Origin of the sequence: Pilosibacter sp. YYHA0881 (genome assembly GCF_051602715.1) — a bacterium.
In the GTDB taxonomy this organism is placed as follows: Bacteria; Bacillota; Clostridia; order Lachnospirales; family Lachnospiraceae; genus Alitiscatomonas; species Alitiscatomonas aceti.
This window is the reverse complement of the sequence record NZ_CP175657.1, coordinates 1244260-1256984: the sequence shown is the minus strand read 5'-3', so window position 1 is coordinate 1256984 and position 12725 is coordinate 1244260. Positions and strand designations below refer to the sequence as shown.

Annotated in this window: 16 protein-coding genes and 1 tRNA gene; 16 read left to right on the top strand and 1 reads right to left on the bottom strand. The window is 53.9% G+C overall.

The annotated features are described in order from the left end of the window. Positions 1 to 84: 84 nt before the first annotated feature. The 14 genes from ACI6NM_RS05975 to ACI6NM_RS05910 all read left to right on the top strand — a co-directional run bounded on the left by ACI6NM_RS05975 (position 85) and on the right by ACI6NM_RS05910 (position 10855). Positions 85 to 816 (top strand): DUF4241 domain-containing protein, encoded by a 732-nt coding sequence (locus ACI6NM_RS05975; protein WP_330599990.1) that lies wholly within the window; start codon positions 85 to 87, stop codon positions 814 to 816. Positions 817 to 1013: 197 nt separating this feature from the next. Continuing rightward, a complete protein-coding gene (locus ACI6NM_RS05970) occupies positions 1014 to 1439 on the top strand; it encodes a C-GCAxxG-C-C family protein (RefSeq protein ID WP_022273086.1) in 426 nt (141 codons plus the stop codon). A 170-nt stretch (positions 1440 to 1609) separates the two neighbouring features. Beyond that, positions 1610 to 2503: a hypothetical protein gene (locus ACI6NM_RS05965; RefSeq protein WP_330599991.1), complete on the top strand. Its 894-nt coding sequence runs from the start codon at positions 1610 to 1612 to the stop codon at positions 2501 to 2503. Between the two features lie 101 nt (positions 2504 to 2604). Next, the gene (locus ACI6NM_RS05960) at positions 2605 to 3159 is read left to right on the top strand and encodes an RNA 2'-phosphotransferase (protein ID WP_022273084.1); all 555 of its coding nucleotides are present in this window, start codon (positions 2605 to 2607) and stop codon (positions 3157 to 3159) included. A gap of 67 nt (positions 3160 to 3226) precedes the next feature. Continuing rightward, positions 3227 to 4090 (top strand): CbrC family protein, encoded by an 864-nt coding sequence (locus ACI6NM_RS05955; RefSeq protein ID WP_262427897.1) that lies wholly within the window; start codon positions 3227 to 3229, stop codon positions 4088 to 4090. 184 nt (positions 4091 to 4274) lie between these two features. After that, positions 4275 to 5243, top strand: coding sequence for a hypothetical protein (locus tag ACI6NM_RS05950; protein WP_262427898.1), 969 nt, complete (start codon positions 4275 to 4277; stop codon positions 5241 to 5243). Positions 5244 to 5280: 37 nt separating this feature from the next. Further along, positions 5281 to 5403, top strand: coding sequence for a hypothetical protein (locus tag ACI6NM_RS05945; protein WP_262427899.1), 123 nt, complete (start codon positions 5281 to 5283; stop codon positions 5401 to 5403). Positions 5404 to 5543: 140 nt separating this feature from the next. Then, positions 5544 to 6356 carry an amidohydrolase family protein gene (locus ACI6NM_RS05940; protein WP_262427900.1) on the top strand — a complete coding sequence of 271 codons (813 nt, stop codon included), beginning with the start codon at positions 5544 to 5546 and terminating at the stop codon, positions 6354 to 6356. Between the two features lie 35 nt (positions 6357 to 6391). After that, the gene (locus ACI6NM_RS05935) at positions 6392 to 7021 is read left to right on the top strand and encodes a DUF1847 domain-containing protein (protein ID WP_262427901.1); all 630 of its coding nucleotides are present in this window, start codon (positions 6392 to 6394) and stop codon (positions 7019 to 7021) included. Between the two features lie 77 nt (positions 7022 to 7098). Beyond that, positions 7099 to 7353, top strand: a complete 255-nt coding sequence (locus ACI6NM_RS05930; protein WP_022273078.1) for a PRC-barrel domain-containing protein — start codon at positions 7099 to 7101, stop codon at positions 7351 to 7353. Between the two features lie 19 nt (positions 7354 to 7372). Continuing rightward, positions 7373 to 7828: a transcriptional regulator NrdR gene (gene nrdR, locus ACI6NM_RS05925; RefSeq protein WP_022273077.1), complete on the top strand. Its 456-nt coding sequence runs from the start codon at positions 7373 to 7375 to the stop codon at positions 7826 to 7828. Between the two features lie 15 nt (positions 7829 to 7843). Next, complete coding sequence (locus tag ACI6NM_RS05920; RefSeq protein ID WP_158359800.1) at positions 7844 to 8353, top strand: YqeG family HAD IIIA-type phosphatase; 510 nt, start codon at positions 7844 to 7846, stop codon at positions 8351 to 8353. A 214-nt stretch (positions 8354 to 8567) separates the two neighbouring features. Beyond that, on the top strand, positions 8568 to 9125 hold the full coding sequence (efp, locus tag ACI6NM_RS05915) for an elongation factor P (protein ID WP_022273075.1): 558 nt from the start codon (positions 8568 to 8570) through the stop codon (positions 9123 to 9125). A gap of 104 nt (positions 9126 to 9229) precedes the next feature. Beyond that, positions 9230 to 10855: a bifunctional metallophosphatase/5'-nucleotidase gene (locus ACI6NM_RS05910; RefSeq protein ID WP_262427902.1), complete on the top strand. Its 1626-nt coding sequence runs from the start codon at positions 9230 to 9232 to the stop codon at positions 10853 to 10855. 357 nt (positions 10856 to 11212) lie between these two features. Here the strand turns inward: ACI6NM_RS05910 and ACI6NM_RS05905 are convergent, their stop codons facing one another. Then, on the bottom strand, positions 11213 to 11569 hold the full coding sequence (locus tag ACI6NM_RS05905; RefSeq protein WP_022273073.1) for a helix-turn-helix transcriptional regulator: 357 nt from the start codon (positions 11567 to 11569) through the stop codon (positions 11213 to 11215). A 190-nt stretch (positions 11570 to 11759) separates the two neighbouring features. Here ACI6NM_RS05905 and ACI6NM_RS05900 point away from each other — a divergent pair, with 190 nt between their 5' ends. Further along, complete coding sequence (locus ACI6NM_RS05900) at positions 11760 to 12542, top strand: EFR1 family ferrodoxin (RefSeq protein ID WP_262427903.1); 783 nt, start codon at positions 11760 to 11762, stop codon at positions 12540 to 12542. Positions 12543 to 12598: 56 nt separating this feature from the next. Further along, positions 12599 to 12670 (top strand) — tRNA-Arg (locus ACI6NM_RS05895). The last annotated feature ends 55 nt before the right edge of the window (positions 12671 to 12725 follow it).

The window sequence follows — 12725 nt, the reverse complement described above, 5'->3', positions numbered from 1 at the left end:
CAGAATGGCCGGTGTATAAACTGCTGCTGGGATGGCTCAAAGAGTGAATATATCAAAAAACTGAATCAACAGGAGGAAACGGATATGCCTGCAACTGAATGGCTGAACAAATACCAATCCGTCAAGGATAAACTGGCCTGCAAAGCTGACCTGGAAACATATTTTACAGAAAAAATGATCGGGAACATGGCGGTAGATGTGCTGGACATCGGCCCCGTCCATTTCCCCACTGGGACGATCTTCGCCTGCGATCCGATGGTGGAACTGGAGGATGCCCTGCCGTTCCTTCAGACCATCCCTGCCGGAACTTACCCGGTAAAGATCTGCGTGGTGCCCAGTGAGCAATACGGCGACCGCTATGCCTGCGTCAAGGTGGAGGTCAGCCAGGAGAAGCCTGTCCGCTATGAACTGGGCATGACAGGCAATGAGGAGCTGGACGCGGCGCTGGGAGATGACGACTACTTCGGTTTCGGCGTGGACGCCGGGATGGGGTGCATTGCGGACATCCAGACCCAGGCGGCATTTAAGGCGTACTGGGCCAGGCGGCTGGAGGAGGACCCGGACATCGACCCCTACAACGACCTGTTCTGCGATCTTCTGGAAGAAAACGCCAAAGCCCATCCCGAGTATCAGGGCAGCTGCGGCGACTGGCTTAACTGGCCGGTGCCGGACACGGACTGCAGCCTGCCCATCTTCGCCTCCGGCTGGGGGGATGGGTACTATCCCGTTTACTTCGGCTACGACGCCAAGGGTGAAGTCTGCGCCGTATATGTGCGGTTCATCGACATTGAAACCAGTTATAGAGAGCAGGAGTAAAAATGTGACAGAACAAAGCAGCCAGTCAATACCGCAAGCCCCGTGCCCGGCTGATGAAGCTGGCCGCCAACCAACCGGGCGGGGATGCCCAGACCCAGGTGCTGGAGGCAGAACCTGCGGGGCTTTGCGCGGATGGAGGTGCGGGACGAGCTGCGCCGGGTGACACAGAATGAAATGCTTTGCGATTGGAGTACAGTATGGGAAAAATGAAACTGCATGAACTGGTAAACTATTATCATATTGGAACGGATCTGTCCTGCGCCGAGGCGATGTTCATGGCCTGCAATGAGTATTACCATCTGAATTTGTCTGAGGAGACCCGGAAGATGTTTTCAGTCATGGGCCTTGGGATGCAGACCGAACAATCCTGCTGCGGTGCCTTCACCGTGGCGGTGGGGATCATTGGTCTGATGACGGCGAAAGAAGGACAGACCGATGTGGACAACATGGAAGGATGCCAGATGATCACCGAATTGACGGAATTCGTACTGGGCTTTTATGGAACGCTCCACTGTGTTGAGCTGCAGGATCTGGAGATCGTGGGCTATGAAAACCCCTGCCACGCCATTGTGGAGGCACTGGCCAGGAAGCTGGAGGAGCTGCTGTCCAGGATGGGCCGGTAGGCCAGCGGCGATGAAAAGACGGTGCAGATGCGCCTAACATGGCCGGGTATACAGGCTCTGTTGGGAGACCGCAGAAAATTTTTCCAGCCTGCTCCTGGATCTTGAGGAGCAGGTATCGGAACTGGAAAAATCGTGCGGAGCAGACTGAACGGACAGAAAGAGGAGTGATCATGAACGTAAATTTATACCGCCCCCAATTTAATAAAATGGATCCCACTGAGAAGCAGGCGCTGATGGAGAACCTGGCTGTTCGTTATGATATGGCCTTTCTCGGCCTGCATACCTTTGAACGCTGGGGCCAGAGCTGCACCACCGGCATATTCAAAAAGGATGGCCGCGAGTTCGTCTTTGTCCCCGGCGATACGGTCACACTGGGCTGGGAACGGTTTGCTGTGGGGCTGAATGAGGAAAGCCGGGAGGAACTGGAGTACCTGTTCCAGGAATGGGAGGCGGATCAGGAGCCGGAAGAGCTGATCAAAGAGAGCATGGCTCCCGTGCGGCAGGCATCCATCGGCCCCATGCTGGCAGGCCGGGAGCTGGAGGAGCTCTGCTGGGAGCCGGTACAGCTGGATGATCCCAGGCTGACCGCCCATCCTGACTGGCTGAAGGAATTCCGGGACTTCGCCTGGAGTGACAGCAGCAGCCTTACCCTGCACCAGTCGGCCCGTATGGAACGGACAGAGGATGGCTTTCAGACCTGGATCTATCACCGCACAGAGTATGAAGCCCTTCTTGACCAGCTGAAGAAACAGGGCCTTTCCCTGCCCACAGCAGACGAGTGGGCCTATCTGTGCGGCGGCGGGTGCCGGACCCTGTTTCCCTGGGGGGATGGGCTGGACTACTCCATGCGTCTGCACTGGTTTGAAGATATGGAGGAGGACGGGGACAGGCCTTACGATATGGAGGAACCCAACTTCTTTGGCCTGTCCATTGCCTATGATCCCTATATGCGGGAGGTGGTGCAGGCCGATGGATTCACCACCTGCGGCGGCGACGGCGGGTGCAGTATCTGCGGCGGTCTGGGGCCGTTCCTGGGCTTTCTTCCCTGTTCGCCCCACTTGTAAGCCGGAAGTGCAGGAGGACAATGAACTGAATGGAGACTATGACTTTTACAGGCCGGTCATCCGGGTGGAGTCAGCCTGACCAATGATCTGGAGGATACGGAATGAGAGAGACGACGCCTGATCTCACAAGGATCAGTAAATATATAAGTTTGATCCTTCGGCACAAGCCGGAGGTCATCGGAATCCAGCTGGATGCCCACGGCTGGGCGGATGTAAATGCGCTGCTGGCAGGCATCAGTAAGAAGTATTTTATTGACCAGGATATTCTGGAGGAGATCGTGAGGAGCGACAGCAAGCAGCGGTATGTTTTCAATGAAGACCGGACGCGGATCCGGGCCAGCCAGGGCCACTCCGTCCAGGTGGATGTGGAACTTCCTGTGGCCGAGCCGCCGGAGACGCTGTACCATGGAACTGCCCGACGGTTTTCCGCCTCCATCGAGGCCCAGGGACTGCTCCCCCAAAGCCGCCTGTATGTCCATCTTTCACCGGATGTGGAAACAGCGGAGAAGGTGGGCCGCCGGCATGGGGAGCCTGTGATCTACCTGGTGGATGCCGGGCAGATGCATAGGGACGGATCGCTCTTTTACCTGTCCGCCAATGGAGTATGGCTGACAAAAACGGTTCCCGCTCCATACCTGAAGCGCTTAGAGGAGTGAAGCTCCCGGAGCGGATCGAAGCGGCACTGACTATAATTTCCGGTGGGATTGATGGGAGAACGTGCAAATGAACGAATATTTGAAAAAATATATTGAACTAAAAAAACGGTTTTCCGCAGCTGACGGCGGCCCGGACAGCGTCCGCGCTCTCTATGGTTTCAAAAAGGAACTGGAGCAGTCCGGAGACAGGCAGGCAAAAGAGGTTCTGGTGGATGTGTACGACCTTCTGGACTTCAAGAAGGACGCTTACGACCTGCTTTCACGGATCGGGAACCGTTCAGACCGGAAGGTCCTCAAACGTCTGGGCACACTGAAGGAATATGCGGAAAGCTGGGGAAACCACTACGCTGTTCCCATGCCAAAAACGCCAAAGGAAAAGCAGCAGGAGAAGGAGCGATGGGCCCGGATGGGACTGCCCGTCTTCCGCTATCACCCGGATCCTTTGGATACCGGGGCCTTTAAGGAGTCTGAGGAGGGTGTTGTCTGTGACTGCTGCGGAAAAATCACCCGCCTCTTCTATACGGCTCCCTTCTTTTCGGTGGAGGATATTGACTATCTGTGCCCGGAATGTATCGCAGACGGCAAAGCAGCCCAGAAATATGACGGAAGCTTTCACGACGATTACTCTGTGGACGATGGCGTAGATGATCCGGAGCGGCTGGACGAGCTTATCCACCGCACCCCCGGCTACTGCGGCTGGCAGCAGGAATACTGGAGGGCCCACTGCGGCGACTATTGCGCCTTTCTGGGCTATGTGGGAGCCAGGGAACTGCGGGCGCTGGGGGTATTGGATGAGGTGCTGGACGATCCCATGTGGGACGAGGAGCAGAAGGAAATGATCCGGGAATCGGTCAACGGCGGCCATCTGCAATGCTATCTGTTCCAGTGCCTCCACTGTGGAAAGCACATGGTCTGGATGGATTTTGATTAGGGAGTTTATTTATGACCGCGCAGCTGTGATTCCATCAGTTGGGGTATGCAGCGCTGAAAGACTGCGATCCCGCAAAAAGGCAATGGGCCCTTCGCACGCTCACTCTCTGGAACAGGGTATCTTTGCCCTTCTGGACCGCAGGATGGGAAAGCGCCGCTTTCCCGCTCCCCAGACGGAGGACACCTTGGACTGCGCTCTTCTGGAGGGAGAACTGGCGTCTGAACGGCTGGCAGCTTTGCGGGAGCGGGATCTCCCAGAGCTGGCCGCCGAAGTTGCTCCAGACTGGGGGCTGTCTACTGAGGCGGTGCAAAGCGTGCGGAAGAATGAGGATGCTCAGGCTGCGTTCGATCCGCATAGCTCCTGCGGGCGGGTGAAGCACCTGCTGGCGGCTCCTCCAACAGCAGGTGCCGGTTTTACTGGATTATTAAGGAGGATTTTTATGGGATATGATGTGAGTTTCCACCCGATCTCACCGGAGGAAATGCGGGAATGGTATTTTGGGCCTCTTACATGGGTACAGCAGGGCCGGGAGGAAAAGGTGCTGGCCCTTGCGGCACAGTATGGGATGGAGGATTTCTATGCGGAAAAGTATCTGGATACCCTGCGGGTCGGAGCTGGGACAGGACCAGATGAGCTGTTTGATAAGAGCCATGGCTTTTATATTGCAGTGATCCAGGGTTTTTTCCGGGATTACTTTTACACCAGGGGGAGCGCCTTTTCTTTTCTGGTGGAGCAAAAGCCAGAATATGTCCGGTATTTTACTCCGTGGGAGCAGATCGTGCCGGCTGTCTTTCCCAATCCGGCAGAAAACCGGATCATTGAAAATTACTGCTCTGGCGTGTACCTGTCTCCGGATCAGGCGGCACAGCTTCTCCAGGATCTGGAGCAGGACAAAAAGGTTCAGGAAGATCTGGAAGGACTCTGGTGTGACGGGCAGCTTGCGGTGCTGAAAAAGGCTCTCACCGCTGCTGTGGAGCTGGGGACCGGACTGCTGGAAGCCACGGAGGTGGTGGAGCCTGATCCGATCTCTCCCAATGAAAGTACGAGCTATTCCAACCTGTACCACTGCGACCGGGACGGAGTGTATCTTTATATAGATATGGCTATGAAGCAGATCGCCCAGGCCATGGGGAAGGATGCTGACGACAGATAAGATCAGAAAAATGACAAGGAAGGAGAGCGATGGATCGATGAATGGGATCATTCTTCTGGTCATCATTCTGCTGCTCGTGGTGTTCCTGACGCTTCTTATCACCAGGCAATGGGGCGGGCTTTTCCTGTTCCTTCTGGCCCTGTATCTGATGTTCAGATAACCGGGATATCACACCGGCTCTCCGGGCTGTCGTCCCGCAAAAACGGCGCTTTCCCTGGTTTTTGCAAAACAAATTGAATTTCCTGGGGAATAATGGTAAGATGAAGGGAGAACAATTCTGAAAGCAGGTGACGGTTTCCCATGGAAACACAGATCATAGACTTCCATACCCATATTTATCCTGTGGCCCTGGCCAGACGGGCCATGGAGGTGGTCAGACGGGAGGGGGATCCCTATGACAGCCTTCCCATCCGGGAAAACCTCCTCCGGCGTATGGAGGAAGCAGACATCTCCTTATCCGTGGTCCAGCCGGTGGTATCCAGGCCGGAGACCCAGACAGATGTGAACCGGTTTGCCAGAGAGATCGTAAGGACCAATCTGATCTCCTTTGGAGGCCTCCATCCGGACTGTCCCCACGTGCTGGAGGAGATCGAGAAATTAAAGGATCTCCATATGGCCGGGGTGAAGTTCCATCCGCCGTTCCAGAAAGTACATCTGGAGGACGGAAAATACAGGGAAATATGGGAGAGGATCAATCATCTGGGCCTTCCGGTGCTGATCCACTGCGGCTGCGCCAAGGTCCCAAGCCCCTATGATCTGCACCCGGCGTCGGCGGAGGAGATCGTCCGCCACCTTCCGGACGTACCGGTGATCCTTGCCCATATGGGCGGCCTGTCCATGGACCAGACCGGGGAGGACAGGCTGTACCGTATGCCGGAAAACGTATATATTGATACGGCCATGAGCGCAGAATTCCAGGATAAGGACGAGTTTGAGCGGATCGCAGGCTCCTTTGGGCCGGACCGGGTGATATTTGGAAGCGATTTTCCCTATGGGAGCCAGAGAGCGGCGATCCGCCTTATAGAAGAAACCGGATTTTCCCCATGGGAAAAGGCGGCGATCCTGGGAGAAAACGCCAGGAAGATCTTAAAAGACAGTATACGGAAGCGTTAAAATAGAATCAGCTGTGAAAAAAAGGAGAGGATAAAATGTATACATGCGCAAGCTGCACGATTCATGCGTGCAAGGATCCGGAGCATAAGGATATGCCCAAAAACTGTCCCATGCGCCAGGAAGCCCTGGTGGAGGAAGCAAAGGCAGAGTATCAGAAGCCGGAGGTACAGAAGTTTTTCGTGACCTCCTCAGAGATCGAGCATGACGGCTACTGCCAGTGGCCGAGGCTGAAGGAGACCATGGTATTCTGTAAACGGATGGGTTATAAAAAGATCGGACTGGGCTTCTGCATCGGTTTTGTAAAGGAAGCCAGGATCGTGGCGGATCTTTTCAGGAACGAGGGCTTTACTGTGGTGTCGGCCGTCTGTAAGTCCGGGGGAGTGGATAAGACAGAGGCCGGAATCCCCGATGAAAAGAAACTGAAACCGGGCCAGTATGAGGCCATGTGCAACCCCATCCTCCAGGCGAAGCTCTTAAACGAGCAGAAGACGGATTTCAATATCGCCCTGGGCCTCTGCGTGGGCCACGACTCCCTGTTTTACCAGTATTCGGAGGCCAGGGTCACGACTCTGGTGGTCAAGGACCGCGTCCTGGCCCACAATCCGGTGGGAGCCATCTACTGTGCAGACGGATATTTTAAGAACCGTCTGAAGATCGAGGAATAACTGCCGGAACAAAGGAAACAGGACAGACCGCCGCGCATATGCTTTCATAAGCGGAATCGTATGGGCGGAGGGATTTTATGCGGATGAGCGAGTTAAAGCGCAAGGAGGTCATCAACGTCTGCGACTGCAGACGGCTGGGATTTGTCGGGGACATGGAGTTTGATCCATGTACGGGCCAGATAAAGGCCCTGATCGTTCCGGGGCCTGGCTGTGTCTGCGGCTTTCTGGGCCGGGAAAAGGAATTTGTGATCCCCTTTGAGGACGTGTGCCAGATGGGGGACGACATTGTCCTGGTACGGCTTCGGGAAGAACCGCCCAGACCGCAGAAATAAAGGAAGTGAGGAAAAGAGAATGAAATGCCCATTCTGCAATGCGTCGGACACCAAGGTCATCGACTCCAGGCCGGCGGATGATAACAGCTCCATCAGGCGGAGAAGACAGTGCGAGCAGTGCGGCCGCCGGTTCACCACATACGAAAAGCTGGAGACCATGCCTCTTATGATCATAAAAAAGGATGATTCCAGGGAGACATATGACCGTTCCAAGCTGGAGAAGGGGATCCTCCTTTCCTGCCACAAGCGGCCGGTCTCTTCCCAGGAGATCAGCGCTGTGATCGATGAGATCGAAAACCAGATCTTTAATATGGGGGAGCGGGAGATCCCGGCGTCTCTGATCGGAGAGCTGGTGATGAAGAAGCTGAAGGATGTGGACGAGGTGGCGTATGTGCGGTTTGCCTCTGTTTACAGGGAGTTCAAGGATGTGAACGCGTTCATGGAGGAGCTGGCCAAGTTCCTTAATAATAAGTAATAAGCAGAGGCGCGTATGTTAGAACGATTTTTTCCAGACGAATATGTGGACAGCGCCTATGGGATCCCCTTTGAGGAGCTGTACCGGAAGGGCTACCGGGGGATCATCTTTGACGTGGACAATACCCTGGTTCCCCACGGCGCTCCGGCGGACGCCCGTTCCATCGGCCTGTTTGAGCGCTTGAGGGCCATGGGCTTTTCCACCTGCATCCTTTCCAATAATAAGGAGCCGCGGGTGGCTCCCTTTGCCGGCCAGGTAAAGAGCCCCTATATATTTAAAGGGGGAAAGCCGTCGGTGAAGGGCTATGAGCGGGCCATGGAGGTCATGGGGACAGGCCGGGAGAACACCCTCTTTATCGGGGACCAGCTTTTTACCGACGTGTGGGGGGCCAGGCGCACAGGCCTTTACAGCATCCTCACAAAGCCCATGGATCCCCATGAGGAGATCCAGATCGTTTTCAAGCGGTATCTGGAGGCGGTGGTGCTCCGGGCCTATAAGAAACAAAGGCAGAAGCCGGATGTTTGATTTTAAAACAGTTCAGCCCTATGGGGATCCAGACAGAAAATGCTTATGAAATCAGGTTTTCAGCGCTTTTTCCTGCCGGGATCTTTGCGCAGCTGAACTGCTGCCTGATTTTTGTAAAAAATGGTTGAAAACATAGGCATTATAGTATAAAATAGGATAGAATCAGCCATAAGCGTGAAATGAGAGAATCAGATTTTAAGGAGGAATATCATTTATGGTATCAGCAGGCGATTTTAGAAATGGCGTGACACTTGAGATTGACGGTCAGGTAGTACAGATCATGGAATTCCAGCACGTAAAGCCGGGCAAGGGCGCCGCTTTCGTTAGAACTAAATTAAAGAACGTTATCAACGGCGGTGTAGTTGAGAGAACCTTCCGCCCCACTGAGAAATTCCCGGCAGCAAGGATCGACCGCGTGGACATGCAGTATTTATATGCAGACGGCGATCTTTACAACTTCATGGACAACAACACCTACGAGCAGGTTGCCTTAAACAAGGATATCGTTGGCGATGCCTTAAAGTTCGTGAAGGAAAACGAAGTTGTTAAGGTATGCTCCTATAACGGAAGCGTATTCTCCGTAGAGGCTCCCTTATTCGTTGAGCTGGAGATCACAGATACAGAGCCGGGCTTCAAGGGCGATACAGCCACTGGCGCTACAAAGCCGGCAACCGTTGAGACTGGCGCACAGATCAACGTTCCGTTATTCGTAAGCACCGGAGACCGCGTTAAGATCGATACCCGTACAGGCGAGTATCTGTCCAGAGCATAAGATCCGGAACAGAAAAGAGAACATTGAAAACAGGAGTCCCGTGACTGGTTCATGGGACTTCTTTGTTTTTTATGGGGAAAACTATATTTTAAGGAGGTTGTGAAATGAAAAAGCAGATCCTGACCCTCTCAGCAGCCGCTTTTATGGCGGCCCTCACGTGCCAGACGGCCTTTGCCCTGGATCACGATGTGGTGATCCTCCACACCAACGATACCCATTGCGGCATCGAGGAAAACATGGGCTACGCCGGACTTGTCTGGTATGAAAACCAGATGAAGGAGGAGACTCCGTATGTGACCCTGGTGGATGCCGGGGACGCCATCCAGGGCGCGCCGGTGGGGACCCTGTCCGAGGGCGAGTACCTGGTGCAGATCATGAATAAGGCCGGATACGATTTTGCCGTTCCCGGAAATCATGAATTCGACTACGGGATGGAAAAGCTCCTGGGACTTTCCGCCAGACTGGACTGCGGCTATTCTGCCTGCAACTTTGTAAACCTGCCGTCAAAGACCCAGGTGTTTGCGCCTTACAGGATCATGGAGTACGACGATATCCAGGTAGCCTTTGTAGGCGTTGCCACACCGGAGAGCATCACCAAATCCACGCCGGCCTACTTCCAGGACCAGTTTGGAAGATACCGCTTCGGCTTCTGTGAGGATGAGACGGGAGAGGCTTTATACAGCCAGGTACAGAGTGCCGTGGACCAGGCCAGGGGCGAAGGCGCCGACTATGTGATCATGGTGGGCCATCTGGGCGATAACGGGATCACAGAGAAGTGGAGCTCCAGAAGCGTGATCGCCAACACCACCGGCATCGATGCCGCCATTGACGGCCACTCTCATGAGGTCTGTGTGGAAAATGTTCCCAACGAGAACGGGGAGATGGTGGTACTGACCCAGACCGGTACCAAGTTTGCCAACATCGGAAAGCTGACCATCACCACCGACGGACAGATCCAGGCCTCCCATGTGAGCGCCGTGACGGACGCAGAGGGAAATCCGGCAAAGGACGCGGAGATGGAGAGCTTCATCAACGGGATCAAGTCCCAGTATGAGGAGTCTCTGAAGGTGGTCCTGGGCCGCACGGATGTGGACCTGATGGATAAGGATCCGGAGACCGGGCTGCGGGCAGTGCGGAAGGCAGAGACCAACCTGGGCGACCTCTGCGCCGACGCCAGCCGCTATATGATGGGTGCGGATATCGGCTTTATGAACGGCGGCGGCATCCGTGCCGGGATCGAAGCCGGAGATATCACCTATGAGGACGCTTTAAGCGTATTCCCTTATGGGAATATGATCTGTATGGCAGAGGTCTCCGGGCAGAAGATCAAGGACGCCCTGGAGATGGGCGTGAAGAATTATCCCGAGGAAAGCGGCGGCTTTATCCACGTTTCCGGGCTTACGTATACGGTGGACTCCTCTGTGCCCTCCAGCGTGGTGCTGGATGAAAAGAGAAATTTCGTGTCTGTGGGCGGCGAGTACCGGGTGCGGGATATCTATGTGGGAGAAGAGCCCCTGGATGTGAACCGGACCTATACGCTGGCCTCCCACAACTACTGGTTAAAATCCGGTGGAGACGGCATGTCCATGCTCATGGGCTGTCCTATTTTAAAGGATGAGACCATGGTGGATGTGGATACCATCACTTCCTATATCAGTGAATATCTGGGAGGAACCGTGGGAGAAGAATACAAAGATCCCAGGGGACAGGGAAGGATCACGATCAAATAGGATAGAAAAGAAAAAAGATCCCACTCCGGGTCCCGGCCTTATTGGGATTCAGAAGGAATCATACTGTGCGGATTCTGAAGGTCCGGAAACCTCTGGTCACAGCTTCCGGACAGGATCTGGGATACAGAGTGGGATCAGGCCCGTTCTCCGGTGCAGGAGAGCGGGCTTTCTGAATGTAGGACCTGCTGCACTCCCGCAGAAGCATCGGTCTGCGGTACTTTGGCGTGCATCAGGCACCTTCATTATAGTACAGGCTGGTTTTCAAATCAAGGGTGAATTGTAATACATATGAAGAGAGCAAAAAGATACGCTTTTATTCACAAGGTCCGGTACTGGACAGAAATAGTCTCCGGAATATTATAAACGGCCGGGTCTGGATGGGCGGCCGGTCCGGAGGGCGGACAGAATGGATTCAATAATAGGGATCAGGGCAGCAGCTTCATCCTCACTGCACTGCTCGATCAGAAGGTGCAGCTTACTGACAGCCGGGTTATCCAGGCGGATCTCCGGATGGAAGATCTCTCTGGAATCTATTTTGAGCGCACGGATCAGAGGGAATAAGATCTCCATTTTGGGATTCCCTTTATAATTTTCAATATTCATTACTGTACGCACATCGACGTCGATCTGGTCTGCAACCTGGTTTTGTGTGAGCCCCAGTTCACCGCGTGCCTTTTTTACCGCATCGCCCAGGGGCTGGGAAAATTCCTGCATAGCTAGTCACCTCAAATCCATTGTACAATATAGCTCATTTTATTTAAATTCATTATAGTTCCCATTTTCACTGTATTTTAATACATTTTTCGCGAAAAATAAATAGGAAGCAAAAATTTAGCAACACATAGAGGAAAAACTGGTAATTTTTCAAAATTGGAAGTATAATAAAACCAATGGAGGAAGGAATATGATCTTATATTTTACAGGAACGGGAAACAGCGCTTTTATTGCAAAGCGGATCGCAGAAAAAACGGGAGATACGGCTGTGGATGTGTTTCCCATGATAAGGGAGAACGATTATGGGAAGCTCAGCTCCAGCCGGCCGTTTGTGGTGGTCTGCCCTACCTATGGCTGGCAGATCCCCCATGTGCTGGGAAACTGGCTGAAGAAAACGAGGCTTTCAGGAAGCCGGAAGCTGTACTTTGTAATGACCTGCGGCGACGGGATCGGAAATGCCGGAGGGTATGCAAAACGGTTCTGTGAAAAAAAGGGAATGGAATATATGGGCTGTGGAAAAGTAGTGATGCCGGAAAATTATGTGGCCATGTTCCCGGTGCCGGACAGGACGGAGGCAGAACGGATCATCGGGAAGGCTATCCCCCAGGCGGACCAGATCGCAGAACACATCAGAAAAGAGAATCCGCTTCCGAAGGCAGAGATCTCGCTTCTGGACCGGTTCCTCAGCACCGTGGTGAATCCTGTGTTTTACAAGCTGTTCGTCCATGCGGGAAAATTCAGGACCACGGAAAGGTGTACAGGCTGCGGGGCCTGTGTAAGGCTTTGTCCCCTGTCCAATATCCGTCTGGAGGACGGGAGCCCTGTGTGGGGATCAGACTGTACCCACTGTATGGCCTGCATCTGCCGGTGTCCGGAACAGGCCATCGAATACGGAAAGGCCAGTCTGGGAAAACCCAGATACCAATGTCCGGGAGCCGGGGAGGGAAATAGGGGGCCGCAAAAAAATATATAAAAAATTTGCAGGAACCTCTTGCAAGTTTTGAAAAAGTGTTGTATTATATAAAAGATGCATCTGTAGCTCAGTGGATAGAGCAATGGCCTCCGGAGCCGTGTGCGTAGGTTCGATTCCTATCAGATGCATTTTTTTGTTGCAGAAAATGCCTTTGGCGGCTTCCGGGCGGGAGCCAGGCGCGGG